We start from the raw sequence: 21,925 nt of genomic DNA on the forward strand, positions 1-21,925 counted from the left end.
TTATGAGCTTTAGCGACATCCTTGCGCTGGCCGGCATTGACCCTCAGAGATTGCTTTTGCAGGTCAATAAACTGAGGTTCACTGCCACCAATCGGATTAAGATGTATGACATGCTGGAAAACCTTGCCGATCAGGGGGATTCTATCAGTGACGCATTAAAGCTGATTTATGAGGTCGCCTCAGAAGATGGTAAGAAGCCAAATGCTTTACTGGCATACATTGCCAGGGACTGGCGCGACAAAGTCGAAAAAACAATCCCATTATCTGATGCCGTTGCTGAGTGGGTTCCTGCACGCGAACGCATGGCAATCGCCGCCAGCGGCAAAACCGGGCAAATAGCTCAATCTCTTCGTGATGTAATTTTCGTTATGGATGGGGAAATCCAGATCAAAACCGCTATCAAAGAAGCAGCAAAAGAGCCAATTATTTCAGTGATTATGTCGCTAGGTCTTTATTACGTATTTTCTTCAAGGGTTATCCCCCAGTTCGCACTAATCCTTCCTCCGGATAAATGGTCTGGTGTCCCCTATGCGGCCCTGTGGATGAGTCAGAACCTGATTGCCACATTAGTGCCCATTATATCGGTAGTCATCGGAGGTATAATTGCCATTGCCTATTCCATACCGAGATGGACCGGTCGCACTAGAGTGTTTTTTGACAGATTACCCCCATGGTCAGTTTACCGAATTCTGATGGGGGGAAGTTTTCTACTGACAATCTCCTCTCTGCGTCGTTCCGGGATGCCTGAAAAACAAATCCTTCAAATGATGACAAAGGGGGCGTCTCCGTGGCTTATTGAACGCCTTCTAGCCACCCGACACATACTTGGATCAGGTGGTAAAACCATGGGGGACGCTCTCTATGAAACAGGGCTGGAGTTCCCATCTAAAGAGACAACTATCATATTGAGGGCTTACTCAAAAAATCCTTCAACATTCGATAAAAAACTGGAAATCGTAGGCCGGAAATGGCTGATATCAGGCGTCGGCAGGACAAAGCAAATCATTGCCACCGTTAACGTCATCACCCAAATCATGTTCTATGGTGTTCTTGTATTCTTCGGCAGCGCCCTTTCCTTGCTTGAGATGCAACTAGCGGGTAAATAATCTTTGTATATTAACGACACATTAACGACGGCAGCTTTAATAGCCTGTCGATTACTTTTTTATTGGAAACTGCCCCTTTCGCTTTCTAACCTTGTGTTCACAGGAGAGTAGAGGCCCCCAGCAGTCCGCGATAATTGGCCCCAGCAATCCTAATTCCATCTCGCCCTCAGACTAAGAGGCAGTTATCCATACCGAGGATTGAAATATGCCGACATCGCAGCCACATTCCCTCCATTGCCATCTGGAGGCACCAGCCGGAGCCGTGACGCTTCCGAAGGAGGTGGGGAAACCCTCCGCGCACATGAACTTACCGTGGGTGGCGAGAATAACTCCCAAGAGGAAAAAAGACGAAGCTGGCTTTACGCCACTTCAGATCTCTGCCGGCCTGATTGTTCTGGCAATCTTGGTGGCACTCGCTGTCAACCAGATCAACAACATGTTTACGCGCCAGAAAGTGGATTCAACGCTCACGCTGCTGGCGGAAATCAACCAGAGTGCGGCTGACCTTTGCCCCAATGGCAACTACGGCGGCAGCGGGAATGGTTGTGATATCGATATCGGGGCAATTGCCAAGGACGGTATCGCTCCTGCTTATACCAACCAGGACAAGACCGAGATCATCGATCCGTTCAACGGCCAGGTTACGATTGCTGCGGCAACGACAGAGCAATCCAACGATTCCCTGAGCATCACTATGCCTGGTGTTTCACAGAGCGCATGTGAATCCCTTGCCACCAAGCCTGTCGGCGATGGAACAATCTCTGTTACTGTCAACGGCACCGCAGGCGCGCAGGCGCAGATGACAGCTCAAGAGGCGGAGGCCGCTTGCGCCTCGACCGGTGGTGCTCAAAGCTACAACTTCATCTACATCACCAAGCCCGGCAACTAAGCCGGGCACCCCCTCGCCTGATCCCGTCTTATGTATATCGTCTTCATCATTCTCTTTATGACGTTGCTGACATACAATGCCATGCCGATGCATGGTTCTGACGCAGAGGAGCAGGCGAGGCAAAGGGCGGCCGTTGTCGCCCTCCAGATGGAGCACTATCACAGCCTGGCTCTCCAGAAATGCTGGCCCACTGGAACCGACGCACATCCCATAGCCAACAAATGTGCCGTAGGGATAGTCACTCCCGATCCGATTGAGATGGGCCAGACAATCAGCTACGAGACGACCTTCACCAGCGTAACAGATGGCCAGTGGATGGTGACCTACTGGACGCCCGACCAGATCGACATGGATTATCCTGTGAATATGGCAGGCCTCGTCGCCAATGACATAAAAAACAACACATGGGATACAGTCCACGCTGGCATCTATAATGCCGAAACCCAAAGGTTCGGAAGCGTTCCAGGCGCGCAGCCCCTCCCACTTGCGGCCAACTTCGGCGGGATAGAAATTCCGGACGGGTCTGTGGTGCAGGAAACGGAAATTGATTATCGCTATTAATCCTTAATCACTGCTCGGCATTTATCCTTCAGAGTGAAATTTCCGCCCTAGAAATCATTCCTTTTTGGATTATAAGAATTCAAAACGAAGCAAAGGCACCTATGACTATGGACACATTTTCTAAATTGAGCCTTCGCAAGGCCATTGCGGGGACGCGAGATTTGGAAAATGACTGGCGGCTTTGGACACACAAGAACGGTCGGGCTTTCGCGATAGAATGGAGTGGAATACCCGATCTCTATTACGTCACAGAAAGCACGCCACTTTCTCGCATAGCTATCGAAACCAGATCTAAAGACGGGACGATTATCGTCCATTTCGTCGAAGACCCATCCCTTCATGCTCGCTTCATTTCAGCCCCCAACGATCTATCGGCGATCATTCGCAAGGTGCATGGCGAAGGTGCAGATGCAGTCAGACATCCACCGGCAACCGACCTGAGGCGCCTGCGCGCATTATCGGAAGTCGAGGCGGTTGAAGCCATCTCTGATTGCATCGCTGTAAACCAGCGCTTCATTCCCCCTCTTCTCATGCTTGACCTGAGCCATCAGCGCATGAGCGCGCTCGCGCAGGAAGAGAACAACTCGACAACGAAATGCGACGGAAGCGACTCAATGTCGGGCCAGTCCCAGTCCGTCCCATGGCTGTTTCGGGGGCTTGGCGATAAGAATGGTCCACTTCAGAAGCCCGTCCGTGATCTCATACTGGCCCATCTTAATGCGCCGTCAGAAGAAACATGGGACGCTGTCGCTCGCCAGACTATCTCAAGGACGATACGTTTCCACTCACCCTGGTCCACATGGACACAAATAAGACCTGAAGAGGCACAGCGCTGCCTTGTGGAAGATTCCGGCTGGGAGAAATATCCTGACAAAGACACCTTCCTTGCCATCCTGGATCACGCAAGAGCCGCTGAAGCCTCGTTCGAGAGATCCTGCTCCACCACTCCTGAAGATGTGCTCCGGTCAACTATCCGCCGAGAGAACCTCATAAGGGGCCAGATCGGAATGCCTGAGCTTCAGCCGGACGAAATCGAAGCCGCCATGGGAGATCCCTCCGCGTGGCTGGCAGGCGATCAGAAAGAGAATGAGTTTCCAAGGAAAATCTGCTGAGGCCCGATCTATTCAGACTGGACATCACCTCAAGAATCCCTTAAAAATCTGGTAGTTTCTTTGACATCAAAAAAAACATTTTGAAACAATAGTTTCCAGAAAGAGTGTTTCCCGCGTGTGCGGGGATGAACCGTCGGTCTGCTAGCCACCTCAGAGCCTCAGGGTGTGTTTCCCGCGTGTGCGGGGATGAACCGCTAGCCTAGGAATCGTAACAAAAGCGGCTGAAGTGTTTCCCGCGTGTGCGGGGATGAACCGAGCCGCTCCGACAGAATGCGGCCCAACCGGTCGTGTTTCCCGCGTGTGCGGGGATGAACCGCCAGCCTTGGGAAGATATGCTGCGAGGCTCGGGTGTTGTGTTTCCCGCGTGTGCGGGGATGAACCCGAAATCAAACTGAATTTCGCATCTCTTCTTAATTTGTGGTTCTCAAATCCTATCGGTTCCGAACATTTATTGACATTGAGAAGAGCGGACGGCATTCCTTGGATAAAGGGGCCTCCTGAACCTGTCGCCGGGTTAAACAGGCATATCGAAACCTAATCCTCTCCAAGCGTCATTCCATGATGCGTGTAATCGGCGATCGCAATGAATGGGCTTGATGATTGTGAGATCTTTCTCCTCGCATGACGTGTCCGATGCCATTCGTGGCATTCGTAACGACTTCAGCACGCTCATTAAGCAGCAATATCCTGATCGCTCTGTGAAGCTGTGTCATATCGCTGAAGCGGTCGCGGCGTCCTTCGGGTTCAACACCTATCAGGGGTTGAAAACAGCAGTTGCATCAGGCGCATGGCCCAAACCTAAAACATGCCTTTTGGTTGATCCGTATGCTGCGCCAGTTCGGTTCGCTACCCGTTTGAAGGCATTGCAGCCGGATGGGTGTGACGACCCGGAGGTCCTCATGCGTCTGTATTCCCGTGCGACTTGCTGGTTGTCAGATGACCGACTGATCCTGAATGGCTTGCCGGCCGCGTCGCGCATGAGGGAAGAAAGAGACTATATCGTCCGGACCATCGCCAACCTGGCCGATCTTGACGATCAGATGTGGCGCGGCCGGGGTGTAACCTTGCTTAATGCGATCGTGTCCGGGTTGTTGTGGATCGCGATCTATCGTTATGACCCCATCACCCCGGAAAAACTCGAACGAGCTTTGACATGGGAGGGAGCCACCGCCCTTCTTCGTGCCCTGCGCGATCCTCTCCAATCCGCGAGGTTAGGAGGTTCCACAGCAGTGCTTGCACAGGAATTGCAGATGGCCCTGGTAGCCGAAAAGCATTCTTTCCGCGTCTGGCGCAAATGCTTTGATATGGCCATAATGCGTCTGCGCGTGATGGGATGGGAGGCTGTTGTGTTCGCGTCGCCTGCGAAGGATATCGCTTTCTGGACGAATGAATTCGCCAAGGTATGTGGCTCTAGCCTTTACCCTTCTGCATATAGCATTTTCCTTGAGGAACGTTACACGCGCCTAGATAAATTTGAGAGCACTCATTCTCGGGGGGATGGCTAATCGGCTTTCGTTGGATATAAACCAAATCAAGACTATCCCGACGTCTGGTCAGAAAGAATGTTCCCCGCGTGTGCGGGGATGGGCCACTTGAATTTGTTGCCGCGATAGTGTCTATCACGTGTTCCCCGCACGTACGGGGGTGAACCGGTTATTCGCCGAGATTTGAGATCTGTGTTCCCCGCGTATGCGGGGATCAACCATGGCGTAAGGAAGTCTGTAAGGGCACTAACCAGCGTTCCCCGCGCATAGGGGGGATGGGCCTAAAGGCTTTGTAGGAGCACATTTAGCTAAAGTGCGTTCCCCCGCGCGGGGATCAACCATGGAGTGAGGAAGTCTGTAAGGGCACTAATCAGTGTTCCCCACGTGTGCGGGGATGAGCCAAAAATCAAACTGACTTTATCCCCGGTTTTAATGGGGATGGGCCAGTGGTGCGTCCTATACGTTCCCCGTGCGGTCGGGGCGCAGAGCAAGCATTGTTTCCTCACTTACGCATTTGAGCGCACATGGGGATGATCCGGCCGCAGGGCGTAATTCTTTTTCTTCCCCGTGTGTGCGGGGATGGACCGTTAGCCAAAAGTCGCCTAATGGTTCCGAAACGCCCTCTTGGCATTGTTTTCCCCGTTTATCCGGGGATCAACCGCTGGCACGATACTGATGTTCGCCTCTTCGGAGGGGATGCCTCCATGGCAGGTCCATTCAAGAAAGATCTCCCTTCACCGGGGATGGCCGCAAAGGTCTGCTACCAAGGATTATTTCCCCTCTTATGGCGTTGAGGCCGTTGGGGATTTGCCTCAAGAATACGTGCTGGCTATACGTTATACGTTCCTCATGATTTGGGGATCAGTGAGAAAATTTCGCCCCTTCCCGAGTAAATGCCATCATATGAAAACAGGAATTTAAAATGGCTCGTAAACGGAAAAGAATGTGGGCTTCTCCCGCGCCCGCCAATCCTGCAGTGCTGGAGAAGACCAGCCCGGATGCCTCGGCAGAAGAATTTTCTCTTCGCACTGGGGAAAAGGTGTCTTTATTTTGGCGCCATCGTAAATCGCCCAAAGGTCTGGACGAAAGCATCATCACTTACAGTGCTTCCGGGCAAAACAAGGCGCTGCGCCTGGCGCATCACTCAGTCTCCAAGGCAACCAGACAGATTTTTTCCCTTGAGTTCCCCCCACAATCTACAGGGCTTAACAGATCTATCAGCATGCGCATCGCCTATCAGGAGACCTCGGCCGATCACGCGCAAATTCAGGCTGGCCCATATACGATTGCGCTGAACCCCTCGGAGGGCACAGTACTGCACGTGAAGAATGCCAATGCACATTCACGCCTGGCCACGCCTGATATCAATCCTCCTGATGGAGAAGGAGGCCTCCTGGCTGCCATCTGCAAGGCCGTGTTAGCGCGCCCCCACTCATTCTTCTGAGGCAGGCGTGCCCTCTCTGACACTGTTCGCTATCCCCCTGAGAGTTGTTCCTTATGCGATTACTGCTCACAGGCCAGACCTGGTTCTGTCCGTCATGCCCAGGGATGAGACTGAGGAGCCTTTTCCACAGCTTCCGCCGCTTACCAGACATCATTGGTGCGAAATCCACGACTGCCACTTTGCTGAAGCTGACCTATCACCCTTAGCGCGCCGCCGTACCGTATCGGCCTTTAGGGATGAGTATGGCTCAAGCACCCCTCACCTGATCACCGGGCGAAAGACCTGGCTACTCCTTAGGGAGATAGACCGTCTGATTGAAGAGGGGCAGCAGTCGTCTAAAACCCTGATTGCGCACTGTCACGGAGGGGTCAGCAGGTCCCAGGCCGCTGCCTACCTAACGCTATGCAAAATCTTGGGGCCGGGGCAGGAAGAGAGAGCCATTGATGCTCTGATGTCCGCAAACCATTACGCTCTACCCAACCCCATGCTTGTCTGGCAGGCGGATCGTTTGATGAAACGCGGAGGAGCAATGGTCGCCGCCCTGCAAAGGAGCAAAGATTACCCCAGCAGATCTCAAGCTGCAGGCCTGACAATAGATCTGAAATCGCAATCAATATCGGTAGACGACTTTTTCATCTGAATTTATCCGCGCCCTCAACTATGCTTTTTCAACCAAAGTAATTTACTCTTCACTTTGACGCCTCCTGATCGTTAGCCTTGTTGCCGAGACAGCAAATATCTGTTTACCTACGGCGCAAGGTTAAAACGCAGAACGTCTATGCCTGGTTTTATACCCACCATCATTGGCACAGCGCATAATCTATCCCCCTTCCTGATCCTGCTCGCCTGCATTCTCGTCGTCGGGCTGCTTGTCCTAAAGACGTCGGGAAAGACTGGGCTCCTCACTCCGCATGCGAAGAAAAAGAAGAGACCTTTAGGAGTAGACGGTCTTATTTATGACGCGACCCCGCTAATGACGGACTGGGAGGTCAATTTCTTCCGTGAAGTCAAAGCCGTTTTATCAAGAGACCTTGAGTGCTTCACACAGGTCCGGTACGCAGATTTCATTCAGGTATCCGAGGACTACGACAGATACACTCGCTATAATGCGAATAAAAAGATTTTCGGGAAAAGTGCTGATTTCGTCATATACAACTCTCGAAAGCGCGCTGTAGTTCTCGTCTATGAACTCAATGACTCCACACACAACCGCCCGGACAGAATGGAAAGGGATGCTCTTATTTCATCTATCCTTGCCTCAGCGAATATTCCATTGATCCAGGTAAAGCCTTTTGAGGAGAGAGATATACGCAAAGACCTCCGCATGCGGTGAAACGAAACGCAATCGCCGCAAATTTTGCGGACTTCCGAGGCCCGTGTCTGCCGCAAGGTAGTTTAATTGAAGATAGCTTGAGATCTCTACTGCCGATAGGCAGCTCAAAAGCCGATAGAGGAAGGCAGATCCTTGTCTTAGCACCTACTGCCGAACAGGTAGTGCCTTATCGACCAGCTCCTGGACTTCCTCCGGCCAGTCGCTCTCCAGCATGGCCTCTGTAAGTGATATGACATCTGCAATCACCAGATCCGCCAGGGACTGCTCCATCGTCCACATTCCGGGGCTTTCTCGCATTGCGTCTCGGATCAGGTGGGTTTTCCCCTCTCTGATCAGATCCGTAATTTTCCCCTTGTTCAACATCAGCTCTGTTGCAAGCACGCGGCCTTCCCCATCCTTCCGTTTGACAAGCCTCTGGCTCAGCACACCTTTAAGATTGAGGGAGAGAGACAGGAGGACCATTTCCCGCTCCTGGTATGGGTACATGGCCACGATACGATTGATCGTCACATAGGCAGAGTTCGCATGCAGCGTTCCATAAACCGGATGACCGGTGTCCGACGCGACCAGCGCCTGCCTCATCACCATAATTTCCCGAATTTCACCAATCAGCAGGGCATCTGGGTTTTGCCGGAGGGCCGCGATCACTGCTGCTTCAAATGATTGCGTATCCCTCCCCACCTCCCTTTGGGTGATGATGCATTTGATAGGGTCGTGAACATATTCGATTGGGTTTTCTATGGTGATGATGTGTTCGCCATCAGCATGCCGGTTGCGCCAGTTTATCATGGCAGCAAGGGTGGTTGATTTCCCTGAGCCTGTTTCGCCGGTTACGAGGAAAATTCCACGACGCAACAAGGACATCACCTTCAGAATCTCTGGAAGTCGGTGGGATTCAAACGTCGGCATTTCAGCGTTGATCCGACGTATTGCCATCCCCGTGTGACCACGCTGCACGAACAGGTTAACGCGGAAGCGACCAATCCCTTCCAATTCCAAAGAACGACTAAACTCTTTCGTCTTAATAAAGCTGGCAAGGTCTTCCGCCAGCAATAGACCGCCCGCAATCCGGTCCATCGAGGCATCTGTCAGAATATGCCTGGACGCATTGTGTGTCCCCTTGTCTCCTTTGATCTTAGCCGGGAGGCCAACATTCATCAGGAGGTCGTCACCCTTTTCGACCTGCAGAGTTGCCAGAAAGCGGATCATGTCGGCATCGCCTAGTGTCCGACCGAGCTTCTTCTCACTTTCTATCTGACTTTCTATCTGAGCGGCGCGTTCAAGCCTCTCTAGAATGTCGGGAGCCGAAGCAAGCCTGACGATAGAAGTCTCATCACTGGTCCGCGCAGAAACAGCCTCGCATGTGTCCCAGGAGATTACTCCGGCAGCCATAGCCCTTCTGGCATCTTGCGCCATTGTCTGCCCAATGACACGTCCGCTCTTGAGCATTTCGCGGATGATCTGTGTCCATTCAGAGTAATCGGATGCGCATAAAATAGTTTTCACCCTGTCGTCGAAAACCATGTATTCGCGCACGGCGGTTACACCTCCACCGATCATGGGAACAAGCAACTGGCACGCAACGAGGTTGAGAGCTGCAAGAAGATCCAGCGCAATGCTGCGGCGACTTTCTTCGGGGAATTCCATCACGATACGACCGATCGTCTCGGAGACGCCAATAGTATGTACCGTAGATAGAACCAAGTGCCCGGTCTGCGCACCACGAAGCATGGCTTCCATAGTTACCCGGCCGCGGGCCTCAGTCACGTAGATCATAGATGGACCACGGCGGAGGGTATTGCCTACGGCTGAAGCCCAGATTTCGGCAGGGTCCGGGCGAGGACCATGCAGCGTAATATGCTTCCCAACTTCAGACTGGAAAACGTGGCTGTCTGGATATTCATTATCGGGATATACGGTCTCGATGGGCTGCGCGAGTTCTATGACTTTCTCATAAGCTCCTTCCTGTCGGCATCTCCAATCTATCAAGGAGGACGCCAGAACAGATTTGCCGGACCCCGTGGGACCGCAGATCAGGTTCAGCCCCTGCTGTGCCCGGAAATAGTCCTTCATTTCCTGCGGGACGTTTAACAGATCAAGCGGGATAGGCTTATCGGATATCACCCGGAGTGTGATCTGAAGGCCTGTGCCACCGGATCTTACATCCAGTCCGGCTGTCGCGTTGATCCTGAGATTAATGCGGGCTTTGCGATTGGGGCCGACCTTAATATTGTAGCCGAAATCGGTTGGAGAACCACCAGCCACCATACCGGCAGCGTTCTCCGCCTTATAGAAATAATTCAGTATCCCTGAGACCTCATCATGGCTCAGAATACGATCAGAGATAACCTGCCGTCGACCACCGACAAGCACCCACAAGCGCTTACCCGTCTCAATGTTTATGTCTTTAACTTTGTTCTGTATGCACCAGCTCAGCAGGTTATCAACAGCGTCCTGGATGAGGACATGAGGCATGTCAGGATATTGGCCGATATCCTCACCGCGGGAGAAGAAAGAGTTGGCAGTCTCCTCTTGTTTGACCGTCTCTAAATCCTTCTCCTCCGCCATGTCATCTAATCCTATACATCCAGTTTCACTGGGGCATGGCATCCGGCCATGCGTCTTTAGTCTGGTCAGGCAGGTTTTCCATGCTGACACGGCCGGGTGGCATGGCCGCAGCTTCTGGCGGTTCGGAAGACGGAATGGCCCTGTCCTGATCAGGGTGTCGAACATTCAGAAGTGAGGGAGAGGTGATCCGGTATGTGCGATCATTTTCACGCATATCCATCCCCGTGCCGGTAACGCCAAGGTCTCCCGTAGCCACCATAGGGGCGCTAACTTTGTTCTCTTCCAGTAGGACTTTGTATCGGACCATGCCCTTATAGTCGCGCTCAAGACGCGCCAGACTGACCTTGTAATTGACGAAGGCTAGATGCTGGCCATCGTCCCACCCTTGGTGGACATAGTCTTTCCAGAGAGAGCGCTCGGAATCATTCTTCGGGAGCAATTCGTCTGACGGTAACGTGGGTGCTTTTGTGGGAACATGCTGCCGAAGATAGCTCTCCCAGGTCGGAGATATTTTTGCCAGCCTGGCCGGTGAGAGTATCCTGTAATACCGGTCCGCCACACGTACTGAATTACCAGCATCCGCCTGTTCGAATGTGTCCTGGCTTTCGGAAATGACCGGTGGAAGAATGGCTACGCCGCCGGGCTGAATGACCACGAGTTTGTTGAAATCAAAAATGACAGACAGGCGGCCGGACTGGGAATCAAGCATCGCATTAATCTGCTGTGCCCCCCAGGTCTTCCCTATCCTTGAGCCGTAGGATATAGCCGCGTCTCGCATCGCTCCCATATGGAGTTGCTCTTTCTGTGTCATCTTGTCGGACGACCCGGCCCGCATGTTTTCGAGGTCTTTCAGGCTGGGTAATTGCAGAGGACGTTGATTGAGTTGTCCGGCCCGATAGGTGGGATTTACAGGGAGCGGCTCACCTGTCCTGTCAACACTAAGTATGTCTTCCGGATGATCTTGATCCTGTGCAAAGGCTTCGCTTGCAAGGACGCCAAACAGGCTAACCCCGCACGCCAAGGCAGAGATAAAATTCATCCGTTTCATTCAGATGCTCCAGTCGCTGAAACGAACCCCGCGGGAAGATTCCCGACGCTTACGGAAGCCGATTTTGTGCAATGGCAATTCGCATCCCGGAAACGGGCGACAGGCTTCTTTGCCGGCTTAGACACTCTCTTCGGAGCGCGCGCCGGATGAGATTTCTGATCAGAAATTTTCGCCGGAGAGGATCGCTCTGAGCGACGAATCGACTCATTCCGATACTCAATTCTTCTCTGAGTTGGATCCACAATCAGGGTCGCATACTGCTGAACCTGCAGCCCGACATCTTCGAGAACTTTGGCCACTGACATGTCCTGCATCTGAACCGTCACGATACCCGGAGCTTTCGCATCGCCTCCGGTTTCGATGAACCCATAACCGATGCTTTCAGCCAGCCTCTTAGCCACCTCAACACCGGGGCCCGTGAAATCAATCGTGGTTTTGGCCTGAAGTTCCGGAGGGAGGCCACTCTCGTCTATTGCAGAGGCCGGAGGGGGTGTTCTAGCGGCAGCGACCATGGCCATTTTTGTCTGCGCATCTTTCACGCGCATCGCCGCCTGAGCGAGCATTTGGTCAGCCTCTTCCCGTATTTCCGGAGAATAAGGAACGTCTATCGGGGAAGGTGCTCTATAGCTCTCATAGTGATCTCCGCAAGCCGATAGAGTCAGTGCCCCCGATACCAGCGCGCACATGGAGAAGAAGCGTTGCCGATAAAGCACCATAGGTTTTTCCTGATCAGAAATTCAGATTATTACCACAATCAAACAGGCCAGAACGTGGAAGTTCAAGGCTTAAATACCCAAGGGGTAATCTTTCCTTGAAGGACTTGCTGGCCTTCAAGGTTTAAGAAGTCTGATAATGGGCGATTTCGAGCAGTTTGCTCCTACATGTCACATTGTAAGACATACGCACTCACACCTCTGCAGGGGGAGAGAATTCAAGCTGTAGGCCCTCATTCAGTCCACGCCAGTCACCCGGCGCCCCCATCCGAGGCCCCAAGCACTGTACGACTTTGTACTACTTAGCGTCCGCCATGCGGGCGCAGATCAGATGGATGAAATAGTACGCATCAGAAGGAAGGAATGACCGCTTTACTACTCATACGAGCATAACTTTCCTTGCACCTTTGTACCACACGGTACGATATCGTCACAGCAAACACACCATTGCACGTTGGCGGTTTGTGGTGGGGCGCAGGGAGGGATCGACACGCTTCGCGCTGAGAAAATGGCATCTGGATGCTTGTCGTACAGTACCGCGTTGTACTCCATTCGACCCGAGGTGTTGGCACAACATCACAGACAACGAGGTAATGAGGCAACTACGGAACACAGTGCGACCAGGCACTGTCCCACTCTATTCGCTCCGCCAATGAAGGATCTGAGATCTCTCGTACTGTACGACTTTATACTGCCGTTGATGGTGAGCCATCACAAATGGGCGTATTTTGCCGAGTAGCCGTGATTTATCGCCAGTTTGGTGAAGCGACGAAGAAAACAGCGCAAAATGGGCGATTATCGACCCACGAGACCGGGAATGACGTCCCTCCCCGTTTCAAGGCGTTTCCAAATTCCGGGAAACGTTTCCAAAACGTGGATAAGTTATTGTTTCGGCTGTCTTTTTCTGGAAAATTTCCGACATTTCGGCGTGCATATATAGCGGCGGTTACAACCCCTCTGTCGATTGTCTAGTATTTCTGCCGAACTCTCCTCACGCAAACCAGAACACCCCTCCTGATATTCAGACCATGCGTTCCCGGAATTCAGCACATCCGTTTCCATTTGTCGGTAGTTATGGGGGGACAGACGTCCCCCCATACGGTGCCACACATATCTAGAAGCCAGAATGGCGACGTTCGTAGCCACACATAACTTCGGCAACACAGGTAAAATCCGGGGTCAAACAGGCCGGCCTCACCCACAGGGCGAGGGCGTCTGGTAACGCAGAAGAATCTGGAAACAGAGACAAACTTCGGTGACGAACGGCGCGCGCCACGGCTTACAGCCGGGGAAGAGCACGGCGAGACACCACCACCCCACACACAGTCGAGCCGGACAGGGAACACAGACAAATCCGGAACCAGAAAAAGATCCGGCTACAAACTCAAAATCGGCAACAAAACCAGGCCTCAGGCCTCAGACACCAAATCCCGCTCGACACCAGAAACATATGCGGCACCTGACGGCCCGCATCAGAGACGCAGAATGCGGCTCGCGGGCGGCCCGTCCCGCGCAGCGGGTCGCGGCCCTCAGGACCCACTCCTTAACTACGGCCAACCGACCGCGCCGGATACCGCGCGGCAACGCCGGAACCACAAGGGAGGCACCCCTGTACCATGGAGAGCCAGAGGAGCGTCACACAAGTCCCGAACCAAGCACGGGAGTATCCCACGGTCACAACCGAAAGAAAGCGCCCCCGCAACCTCACTAAAGTCCGGCACCAGAAAACAGCTCCGGAGACAAAAACAATCTTCGGGTCCAGAATCAGAACTTCGGCACCACTCCCCTCCCGTCCCGCGCAGCGGGCGGCCACTCCTCAATCCAGGCCAGCACGGCACGAAGTGTCGCGCGCCGAATATACCGCCCAACCCAACCAGCCGCGCAGCAAACGTGGGGGGGGCGGCCCCCACTCCTTAATCCGCCACCACACAGAGTGTGGCCCCAGAGAGAACTCTGGCAGCAAAACGCCCAATCCGGCGCCGAAGGATGCCTGTGGCAACAGAAAGTGGGTTTGTTTGTTTTTTGGTTTTTTTGGTTTTTTTATTTTTTCTTTTTTTGGTTTTTTTTGTTTTTTGAAATGGGCCACTCCTTAATAGTCGTGGTGGGGTGGCGGACTGCATCAATTCCGCCCCTACCACTCATAAGAGCATCTGTACAGGAAAAGATTTCTGCCCTACCTACCCTATTTCATGGATAATATTCCTTGGTAGGCGTTCCATGACAAAGATAATTGTCATACTATCTATCGGTTAACTCGTGAGCAGAAAGCCTTTTTATGATCATCGACCTTACTACCGCGTACGGCATCGCAAGACGCTATTCGCAGCGCGTAAGCGAAAGCTATCGTGACTGCCGAAGTCGCATTTTTTATTCCTCTCAATCGGCATTCCTTGAATCCTGTAACCTCTCGAAAGGCACGACAAGGAAACTGCCGGTTGGGATGATGAATGCACGCATCTCAAAACTGTTCACGAGCCTCCCAGATGATCCTTCCATCGAGAAGAAAACCGCTTTCAGGAAGAGTGGTATGTCCTCGACTAATTTCTCCGGGCTCTCCACCTGCGGTTTCTTAAGACGGGAGATTTTCCACATGGATTCTCCCGAGGTTTACAAGAGATCTACGCCACTCGTAATGGCGGCCGACCTGTTCCGCCACACCGGAGGCAATGCCTCTTATCGATCCATGAACAGTCACATCGTGATCGATCAGTATAGCCTTGCCAGATGGTTTTCCAGGCGCAGAAATGACGTCAAGGACATCGACTTCTGTCAGGCCGTACACCATGCCGCTCCACTGCTTTACGCGCTGCAGTCTGTCGCATTCAACGACCCCCTGCGTGGGCCGGATGGGGAGGTTATCCCCCGCCACGGTGAGGCGCAGCCTGAAGAAACCTGCAAACGAATGATCAGGCCCTGCGACTTCATCATCCCGGTACCGGGCGGAGTTCTTGCTGGTGGTTCAGAGATCGTCGCGACGACAGAAATTGGCGGTGAACTGGAGTGGGATATCCGACCAAAGAGAGATGTAAACGCATCCATGTCAATCTCACCGCGGGAGCCTTCTGTGCTCGCCCCGGCTATGCGCATAAGAACGTTTTTGTCCGAGGACATGCTCCCAGATCATCTGGTTGAGCTATGCCACAAGATTATCCCGTGGATGCACGGGATTGATGACGAAAAAACCAATCAGATCAGATCAGGCGACACGACAGTGGAGGTCGGAGGCCACTCCATCGCCGACCTCTACAATGAGATGAACAGCGAACTAAAGATCTGGCGCAGGCGCCTTCTTCAGAAGGGTCACTACAACATAAATTTTCTTGAAACGCAGGACAACTGGCAGCGCTATGTGGCCAAGAAAGAGGTTACGGATGAAAAAAGAATTGCCCGTCTGATCGGTATCCCGGAAGGGGATGTGAAGCTGCCGGAACTATTCCGACATGGGAAAGGGGCCAGCACTACGGACACCCCGGCCCTGTCTTACAGCTACGCACCTTTGGACGACATTCGGCACATCAGCGATGTTCACGCAGCAGATGAAATGGCAAGCGAGGCGTACAACGATCCGACCAATGCCCAACCGGATGAAGAGGTGCTTACCTCAGGAATCATTGCCCCTGTCATGGCATAGAATGAGTGCACGCAACTTCTGAAACAGTCGCAAGCTTCTTTTAGTCTGGATTTGCCACAAAAACTCCTTTAAACGGACCACGACTTCCAGACAGGAGTCGACTTTTTCAGAACGGATTCTGCATTTTGATATGGAGTCGTGAAGCTAAATTGGCAGTAAGGCAGCGACATTATGCCAACACCTTCCCTAGCCTCACTTTCTCCATTTTGGGAAAAAGTTACGCTGTACTTAAGGCGGAATTACGCGTAAATTCTCTCTCATAACAAGGCCATGTGGCCCACTACAGTAAGCTGAAGTTCCACATCTTCTGCGGTGGTCGCGACATTAAGCCATTCTGAAAAAAAAACCTTGATCGGAAAATCTCCGTTCAGACGTTCGTATGTAAAAAAGAAAGTGGAACATGATTATATTTTTGTGTGGGCAGAGCCGTAAAGCTTATGCACTCAGGGCTATGGAGGCCCCGGTAAAAACACGAGAGTTCGCACAGGCCTATGTCGAGGCCACCTCTTTGATTGGACTCGACCTGAGAATGGTTCTTGTGGTCGTAACCGGGTCGTGGATTTTCCCACATGCCGGAAGTCCGGGTCAGGAAAAACGATGCCTTATTACGGAGGATGATGGCGCAGGACGCAACGAATTGTATAGCGAATGCATTTCACGCCTCCCCCCTTCTCCGTCCGCCGCATCTGAGACAGTTGTCGTCCTGATCTCAGAGGCAAGTATCAACGATCTGCCAGGAGAAGACGTTAAACCAGCGGCTATGCTGAGCGCATGTTTTGACGTGGCTTCATGGTTCGTAGACACATTGCCACACGCAGAAGTTCCGAGTGAAACGGGCCTTACAAAACACCAGTATATGGCTTTCACCCTTGGTGTTTTCGCGGCCGTTCTGTCTTTCGGCCTGTCTCAGTATGGCATGTCAACCGCTGCAGACGCACGGCGGATGGAGGCCGCGATCACCGGCATCACCATCGAGAAGGTGGCCGAAATCTGGGCACATGAACAGAACCTGAGAGAACTTGCTCAGACCGAGATAATGAACGCCTACATGCAAAACAAACCAAATATGATCCGCCAGCTTTCAGGCGCCATACGGTCTGTCTCGGATCTACCTGAAGCCCATTCAAGTAAAGAGCCAGAAGGCGTCCTACTTCACGCCCTAACGCACTGCACAAGGCTGCTGCTGTTGTGATCTGACCCCTTTCAGATTTCGATCCCCATTACCTTAGCCAGCATCACCGGGTCGACGGCGTTAGCATTCCCTGATGGAATGCGACCATCGACCCGACATGAGCTTTTCTGGTTCTTTAGTGAGGGGGCCTTGCCTGAATTCACGCCTCTCCCCCTCACAATCCCTACAGGCAAAGCCGCAGCAGACATGGTGCGCGGGTTCGGGAAGGTCATACTCCAGGCGATGTCTCCGGGCTTGTTAAAGCGCAGCCAGAAATTCAGTCCCCTTGCGACGTTCTTCCACTGGGCCCTGACTGTTCCGGTCTTGTCCGATAACAGTTCTGGCGGCCTAAGGGTGCCGTTGACCTCAAAATATGTGATCACCGCGAGGGCGCTGGAATTGTTCGGGGGGATCTCTCCGGGCTTCAACCCTTTCCCATTGGCTAGGCTCTGGAGAGACCGTTTCACAGCATCGATGCAGGCGATGTCAGGCCGCCTGGTTTCCTCGGACTGTAGTGGCCTGGCGATGCCGGCAGTTGCCTCTGGGCAGGCAGAAATGATGGCTTGAAGGGCCTCAGCAGTTGTCGTCGCATGGGATACATCTGCGGTCAGCATCTTCTTCTCTTTGGTAGTGTTTCTGATCCTCCTGCCACTACCATCCATATCTCCCCAGATCAGATCAGCAATCACCATGTCACCATCAAAGGCTGTAACTGCGATTCTGAATGATCGAGTTTGCCCGGAGACTACCAGAGGCCTGGTTAATGTGGCGGCCTCGCCCCTGCGCATGCTTAGAGCTTTAAAATATTGCGAAACAATAGGAGGGCATCCCATCCCATTCTCTCCTTGCTTGTCGATTAATCCATATCAAAATGATTTCTCCTTGCCTCGTGTGGCAGTCAAAGAGAAGGGTCGACTCAGTTCATTGTTAAGCATACCCAACAAAAAATTAGTTCCAAATTATTTCTGAAAAAAGTGATCCGGCCCAATCGCCTTGAAATGGTTTTTCGAATTTTACACTAAGATTAATGAAAAAATGCCTTAGAGGAGCATCGGCTTATATGCCGCGTTTGCCATTTCGATTTGCTGGCTATATAATAAGGAATAAATCATAATTATCAGATAATTGGAGAGGAAAGAAAAATGACAGACCAGATTAAGAAGGCCCCACTGGCCAGCCTCACCGACACGCAGAGACTTGTTTATCATTGGGCAAAGCGCCTCAATTACCCCGGAACTCCTGAACTCATCAGGGAATCCCGGTATTTGTCAGAGCCTGCCTTGACCATGTCACGAGTAAGATCAACCTTGAATTCGCTTTCCAAAAAAGGTTTGGTTAAGGTAGTCCCTCAAAGCGATGATGTTGAACGCTGGCAAATTTGTCCTTAAAAGAGCCTCACGCCACTAAAGACTGAATGGATCTTCATACAAACAATGCGCGATAAGATAGCAAACGCTAAAAACGACGCCGTGATAATGGCTTCTGTCCCAGGGAGCGTAGGTCAACTGACTGAAGCTCTCAAGAACGCGCGTGTTGCTGAGAACATCCCTGAAGGGGATTATGTCAGAGACGCATACAATGCCATTCAAAGGCTGAAACGCGCTCGGAAAATCCGGTTCCATCATGGGAATGGTATCTGGCGGGAATATTTGAAAGGTTGATATTCTCCCCGCCCTGAAGGGCGGGGCTTTACGGCGCATCCGGTAAGCCCTCCTTTTATGGGGCCGGTGTGTCCAGCTCCCAATTTTCTGCCAGTTCGCACGCCTGAGAAAATTCCAAATCGAAATCTACGGACAACACACCACAGGCGTGACGTAAGTCCGACCACTCTTCTTGTGACAGGTTATCCCAGTCCAGATCGTCTGCATCCAAGCCACATCCGCCCCACCCTTCTCTTTTGACCATATCGGCCAAAGCCCAGGCCGGACGGAGCGCAGGCATCATGCCCCTCTCCGGGGGGATGGAAAGGCCCTCGCTAACCTCTCGCATCCATACTGCCGGCATGGGGAAAACATTATAAGGCGCAATCTTGTAGTGCGGACGCCGTTGGTGAACAGCAATGTCCGGGCGCTGCTGGATCTGCGTTGTCCATCCAGCCATCCTGAGAGGTTCGATCCCGATACAGATCGCCGTCGGCATCGCCATAAGCGTAGCCCGCCTCCAATCGACATGAGGATAGAAGAGGGTGTTTGCATAGACGTCGCTATGCCCCCCCAGCCCTTCGATTAGCCCCCGGCTTTTCCAGGCATGCAGATATTGAGACGCCAGCCTAGAGTCCCAGCCAAATCGCATAGTTAGATCGGAGCCTCGGAAAAAAGGAGGGAGCTGCTTCAACCGTTCGGTCGCTGATACGGTCTTCCTGCTCATAGGGATGGTCCATCATATTGATTTGCTTCCCTATCCAGGCGGCACGTGCGTTCCCGTACTAATTCCTGCATTACGTTGATCCCGTCTGACAGCGCCAACCGGGATTCTTCAATCATCTCGGCCGCAATCTCTTTCGACAAGGGCCAGGATCGAGGGAGCCATCTTTGAAGATCCCGGTAAATTGCATCCACATCTCCAGGCATTGAAGCAAAGCGACTTGAAGCCTTCTCCAGCCAATTTTCTGGGTCTTCAGACGGGTAGATATCTAATCTTGTTTCAAGGCTATCTTCTGAGACTTGTGAGGCCTGCCCTTGCTTCCTGATCCAGTACAAGTCGAAAACATCCCTCGCCTTCAAATGTCCCCTTGCGGCTACAGCAAAGACCTTATCAGCATAAATTTCATTGATGGACGCAACATTAACCTGCGCAGTAAGCCCCGCTGAAGGTCCATAACCAAGGCGAACTGGGGTGATTAGAGCATCAATATTTTCTAACGAACTCGAAGGGGCTTTCCATAGCTCCACCTTGACCTGTACGGTGCCCATCACGTCTGGCCGGCCAAGGTTAACAAGGAATGATAATGGATTTTTTTCGGTTTTAATCTTGGAAATTGTAAGGTCCATGTCTCGGGGCAATGCTCCGGAAACACTGAGACGCGACTTAACAGAAGATGCGATAGAATTCAGATTAAGATCTTCGTTGACCATGAAGTCTAGATCTTCACTGAACCGCGGGGATCCATAGGCTAGGTGGAGACTTGTTCCGCCCTGAAAAATCAGATCGCCCGGCCTCCAGCGGCGAGAAGAAACAAGAGCTTCCAGCGTCGCGACATGTAGTGTCTGCCTGAAGTTGAAGGCGTCCGTCGCACTCAGAACCGTTTTTGCCATGGGTATTCTCTCAGTTTTTTGCGCAAAGTTTATTAGCTTTTTTATAGAGAAACTTGACGCATATGAGAAGAGGCCGCCTTACATTGTGATGGCAAGAATGCAAAGTTTATTACCTGAAAAGCTAATAAACTTTACGCCGATCTCTGGGTAAGCTCATATATTTCAGTAACTTACCAAATCGGTCCATGGTGCCATTCATTCTCTGTCTATGCTGTGAGGGGGCATGCTTTTCATAGCACTTGAAGATCAGCTTTATCCTATTGATACCGCTGTCACGTGGCTAAGATTTACGAGAGGACATCTCATGTCAAAAACCGGACGGAGGGGCACGTGGGGAAAATACTCGACTTCTTATTTAAGTCTTCTCAAGCGCACACGGACCACGACTTTTCGTCGATTAGTGCTTCGGAGGCTTATAATGCGGGCCTCATGGGGGCTGCTGCCCGTCAAGCCACACGGGGGGATGCTCATGCAGCCGAGAAGCTCGGGCTTATTTTCCTTATGTCCGACGAGTTTCACTCCGCAGACTTCTGGCTTGATCGCGCCTCAAGAATGGGCCTCCCCTCCGCCCTCCGAAGGAGAGCAGAACTGCATCTGATGTTTTGCTCTCGCCCTGTGGAGCCAAATTTTATGGCCCGTGGCATGCCTTCCCTTGATATTGCTCTCTCTCTGGCTGATCAGGCGATACGGTCTGGCGTTGAAAAGAGCCTCACCCTCAAAGCTCGCATATTACAGGCCAGATCAGACCCGGCAGCCTTATCGGATAATGCTGAGTTCCTGGCCGCCTGCTTTGCAGCGGCCGCTGAGGAGAAGGATGATTGGGCGCGCATGATCATGATGATCGGATCTATGTCCGGCAATGTTATCTGCTTGCAAGGCAAAGATAAGCACGCGGCGGTCATGGGTTGGCTTGAGCATGGGGAACGTGGGCAGTTAACCAGCACCTATGCAGCAAAACTCTTTATGGGGAAATTCCTGGAGGGGGATTACATGGAATTGCTGCGTTTCTCGGCTTCGGAGGGCAATAGCGACGGTCTTTATCTTCTGGGAAAGCACCAGATGATCATCGAAAAAAACTGCGACGAGGGCGAGACGATGGTAAGGCGGTCCATACGTAAGGGAAATGTCGAGGCCATGGCCTTCCTGGCTGATTATAAAGCCTCCCACCCTGACATGGCCTCTCAGATGGAAGCCGACATCCTCTACAGAGACGCCTCCGAGAGAGGACACCTTGGCGCAAGAGCGATTATGGCAATCCGCGGACTTCAGGATCAAGCGCGAGGAATGTCCAAGGATCGTTGCCTAGAAATACTGAAGGATTGTTTCCTTAAGAATGTGCCTGCCGCCAGGTTGTTTGCTCAAAGGCACAAACTCTTTTTGCCCGCTTAATCATCCCTCATGATATTGCCAACGATGGGGGACAGGAGGAAGCAAAAAGACACGGCCAGGCTTAGGATCGACAAAGCCGTCTCAACAAACCTACCCTCCGCGACCTGATGAAACACGAAAGAGACAAGAAAGAGGGCCGCCGAAGCGTAAAAAATGGCGATCCCATTGTCGTCTAGCCAAGGCGCATATTTATTCTTGATGACGTCCGCGCAAGCTTCCTTC

At 52.3% G+C, this 21,925-nt stretch carries 18 protein-coding genes and 1 CRISPR repeat array; of the genes, 11 read left to right on the forward strand and 7 right to left on the reverse strand.

What is annotated here, in order from left to right:
• Window positions 1–2: 2 nt before the first annotated feature.
• From AD930_RS10880 to AD930_RS10915, 7 genes are all read left to right on the forward strand, one after another.
• Window positions 3–1,106 carry a type II secretion system F family protein gene (locus AD930_RS10880; RefSeq protein ID WP_061506251.1) on the forward strand — a complete coding sequence of 368 codons (1,104 nt, stop codon included), beginning with the start codon at window positions 3–5 and terminating at the stop codon, window positions 1,104–1,106.
• Window positions 1,107–1,368: 262 nt separating this feature from the next.
• Window positions 1,369–1,995, forward strand: a complete 627-nt coding sequence (locus AD930_RS10885) for a type 4 pilus major pilin (protein WP_167375176.1) — start codon at window positions 1,369–1,371, stop codon at window positions 1,993–1,995.
• Window positions 1,996–2,052: 57 nt separating this feature from the next.
• Window positions 2,053–2,556 (forward strand): hypothetical protein, encoded by a 504-nt coding sequence (locus AD930_RS10890; protein ID WP_156476991.1) that lies wholly within the window; start codon window positions 2,053–2,055, stop codon window positions 2,554–2,556.
• A gap of 107 nt (window positions 2,557–2,663) precedes the next feature.
• The gene (locus AD930_RS10895; protein ID WP_156476992.1) at window positions 2,664–3,668 is read left to right on the forward strand and encodes a hypothetical protein; all 1,005 of its coding nucleotides are present in this window, start codon (window positions 2,664–2,666) and stop codon (window positions 3,666–3,668) included.
• A gap of 104 nt (window positions 3,669–3,772) precedes the next feature.
• A CRISPR array of direct repeats spans window positions 3,773–4,050; the repeat unit is 29 nt; unit sequence GTGTTTCCCGCGTGTGCGGGGATGAACCG.
• 214 nt (window positions 4,051–4,264) lie between these two features.
• On the forward strand, window positions 4,265–5,173 hold the full coding sequence (locus AD930_RS10900; protein WP_156476993.1) for a hypothetical protein: 909 nt from the start codon (window positions 4,265–4,267) through the stop codon (window positions 5,171–5,173).
• A gap of 901 nt (window positions 5,174–6,074) precedes the next feature.
• Entirely contained in the window at window positions 6,075–6,596 is a 522-nt protein-coding gene (locus tag AD930_RS10905; RefSeq protein ID WP_156476994.1) for a hypothetical protein, read from the forward strand.
• 778 nt (window positions 6,597–7,374) lie between these two features.
• Window positions 7,375–7,929 (forward strand): DUF2726 domain-containing protein, encoded by a 555-nt coding sequence (locus AD930_RS10915; RefSeq protein ID WP_061506258.1) that lies wholly within the window; start codon window positions 7,375–7,377, stop codon window positions 7,927–7,929.
• A 144-nt stretch (window positions 7,930–8,073) separates the two neighbouring features.
• On the opposite strand, the gene AD930_RS10920 is transcribed toward AD930_RS10915, so the two are convergent.
• From AD930_RS10920 to AD930_RS18110, 4 genes are all read right to left on the reverse strand, one after another.
• The gene (locus AD930_RS10920; protein ID WP_167375177.1) at window positions 8,074–10,497 is read right to left on the reverse strand and encodes a PilT/PilU family type 4a pilus ATPase; all 2,424 of its coding nucleotides are present in this window, start codon (window positions 10,495–10,497) and stop codon (window positions 8,074–8,076) included.
• A gap of 25 nt (window positions 10,498–10,522) precedes the next feature.
• Window positions 10,523–11,545 (reverse strand): type IV secretory system conjugative DNA transfer family protein, encoded by a 1,023-nt coding sequence (locus tag AD930_RS10925; protein ID WP_061506260.1) that lies wholly within the window; start codon window positions 11,543–11,545, stop codon window positions 10,523–10,525.
• Window positions 11,542–12,261, reverse strand: a complete 720-nt coding sequence (locus tag AD930_RS10930; protein ID WP_061506261.1) for a DotD/TraH family lipoprotein — start codon at window positions 12,259–12,261, stop codon at window positions 11,542–11,544. The genes AD930_RS10925 and AD930_RS10930 overlap by 4 nt, the downstream gene beginning before the upstream one ends.
• A gap of 1,813 nt (window positions 12,262–14,074) precedes the next feature.
• Window positions 14,075–14,344, reverse strand: coding sequence for a hypothetical protein (locus AD930_RS18110; RefSeq protein WP_167375178.1), 270 nt, complete (start codon window positions 14,342–14,344; stop codon window positions 14,075–14,077).
• 189 nt (window positions 14,345–14,533) lie between these two features.
• Here AD930_RS18110 and AD930_RS10945 point away from each other — a divergent pair, with 189 nt between their 5' ends.
• Window positions 14,534–15,889, forward strand: coding sequence for a hypothetical protein (locus AD930_RS10945; protein WP_156476995.1), 1,356 nt, complete (start codon window positions 14,534–14,536; stop codon window positions 15,887–15,889).
• Between the two features lie 400 nt (window positions 15,890–16,289).
• Window positions 16,290–17,081, forward strand: a complete 792-nt coding sequence (locus AD930_RS10950; RefSeq protein ID WP_061506265.1) for a hypothetical protein — start codon at window positions 16,290–16,292, stop codon at window positions 17,079–17,081.
• Window positions 17,082–17,092: 11 nt separating this feature from the next.
• On the opposite strand, the gene AD930_RS10955 is transcribed toward AD930_RS10950, so the two are convergent.
• Window positions 17,093–17,848: a hypothetical protein gene (locus tag AD930_RS10955; protein WP_167375179.1), complete on the reverse strand. Its 756-nt coding sequence runs from the start codon at window positions 17,846–17,848 to the stop codon at window positions 17,093–17,095.
• 354 nt (window positions 17,849–18,202) lie between these two features.
• Here AD930_RS10955 and AD930_RS17860 point away from each other — a divergent pair, with 354 nt between their 5' ends.
• On the forward strand, window positions 18,203–18,448 hold the full coding sequence (locus AD930_RS17860) for a hypothetical protein (RefSeq protein WP_156476997.1): 246 nt from the start codon (window positions 18,203–18,205) through the stop codon (window positions 18,446–18,448).
• A 328-nt stretch (window positions 18,449–18,776) separates the two neighbouring features.
• Here AD930_RS17860 and AD930_RS10965 read toward each other — a convergent pair whose 3' ends face one another.
• Complete coding sequence (locus AD930_RS10965; protein ID WP_156476998.1) at window positions 18,777–19,205, reverse strand: hypothetical protein; 429 nt, start codon at window positions 19,203–19,205, stop codon at window positions 18,777–18,779.
• A gap of 218 nt (window positions 19,206–19,423) precedes the next feature.
• Entirely contained in the window at window positions 19,424–20,314 is an 891-nt protein-coding gene (locus tag AD930_RS10970) for a nucleotidyl transferase AbiEii/AbiGii toxin family protein (protein WP_061506269.1), read from the reverse strand.
• A 330-nt stretch (window positions 20,315–20,644) separates the two neighbouring features.
• Between AD930_RS10970 and AD930_RS10975 the strand changes: the two genes are divergently transcribed.
• Window positions 20,645–21,703 carry an SEL1-like repeat protein gene (locus AD930_RS10975; protein WP_156476999.1) on the forward strand — a complete coding sequence of 353 codons (1,059 nt, stop codon included), beginning with the start codon at window positions 20,645–20,647 and terminating at the stop codon, window positions 21,701–21,703.
• The last annotated feature ends 222 nt before the right edge of the window (window positions 21,704–21,925 follow it).

Source organism: Acetobacter malorum (assembly GCF_001580615.1).
Classification (GTDB): domain Bacteria; phylum Pseudomonadota; class Alphaproteobacteria; order Acetobacterales; family Acetobacteraceae; genus Acetobacter; species Acetobacter malorum.

What these genes read in the sequence shown, in the direction of transcription:
- AD930_RS10965 (WP_156476998.1), bottom strand. Translation starts at nt 19,205, where the DNA reads ATGGCGATGCCGACGGCGATCTGTATCGGGATCGAACCTCTCAGGATG.
- AD930_RS10880 (WP_061506251.1), top strand. Translation starts at nt 3, where the DNA reads ATGAGCTTTAGCGACATCCTTGCGCTGGCCGGCATTGACCCTCAGAGA.
- AD930_RS10945 (WP_156476995.1), top strand. Translation starts at nt 14,534, where the DNA reads ATGATCATCGACCTTACTACCGCGTACGGCATCGCAAGACGCTATTCG.
- AD930_RS10920 (WP_167375177.1), bottom strand. Translation starts at nt 10,497, where the DNA reads ATGGCGGAGGAGAAGGATTTAGAGACGGTCAAACAAGAGGAGACTGCC.
- AD930_RS10925 (WP_061506260.1), bottom strand. Translation starts at nt 11,545, where the DNA reads ATGAAACGGATGAATTTTATCTCTGCCTTGGCGTGCGGGGTTAGCCTG.
- AD930_RS10915 (WP_061506258.1), top strand. Translation starts at nt 7,375, where the DNA reads ATGCCTGGTTTTATACCCACCATCATTGGCACAGCGCATAATCTATCC.
- AD930_RS10930 (WP_061506261.1), bottom strand. Translation starts at nt 12,261, where the DNA reads ATGGTGCTTTATCGGCAACGCTTCTTCTCCATGTGCGCGCTGGTATCG.
- AD930_RS10955 (WP_167375179.1), bottom strand. Translation starts at nt 17,848, where the DNA reads ATGCGCAGGGGCGAGGCCGCCACATTAACCAGGCCTCTGGTAGTCTCC.
- AD930_RS10895 (WP_156476992.1), top strand. Translation starts at nt 2,664, where the DNA reads ATGGACACATTTTCTAAATTGAGCCTTCGCAAGGCCATTGCGGGGACG.
- AD930_RS10890 (WP_156476991.1), top strand. Translation starts at nt 2,053, where the DNA reads ATGACGTTGCTGACATACAATGCCATGCCGATGCATGGTTCTGACGCA.
- AD930_RS17860 (WP_156476997.1), top strand. Translation starts at nt 18,203, where the DNA reads ATGACAGACCAGATTAAGAAGGCCCCACTGGCCAGCCTCACCGACACG.
- AD930_RS10950 (WP_061506265.1), top strand. Translation starts at nt 16,290, where the DNA reads ATGATTATATTTTTGTGTGGGCAGAGCCGTAAAGCTTATGCACTCAGG.
- AD930_RS10970 (WP_061506269.1), bottom strand. Translation starts at nt 20,314, where the DNA reads ATGGCAAAAACGGTTCTGAGTGCGACGGACGCCTTCAACTTCAGGCAG.
- AD930_RS10905 (WP_156476994.1), top strand. Translation starts at nt 6,075, where the DNA reads ATGGCTCGTAAACGGAAAAGAATGTGGGCTTCTCCCGCGCCCGCCAAT.
- AD930_RS10900 (WP_156476993.1), top strand. Translation starts at nt 4,265, where the DNA reads ATGATTGTGAGATCTTTCTCCTCGCATGACGTGTCCGATGCCATTCGT.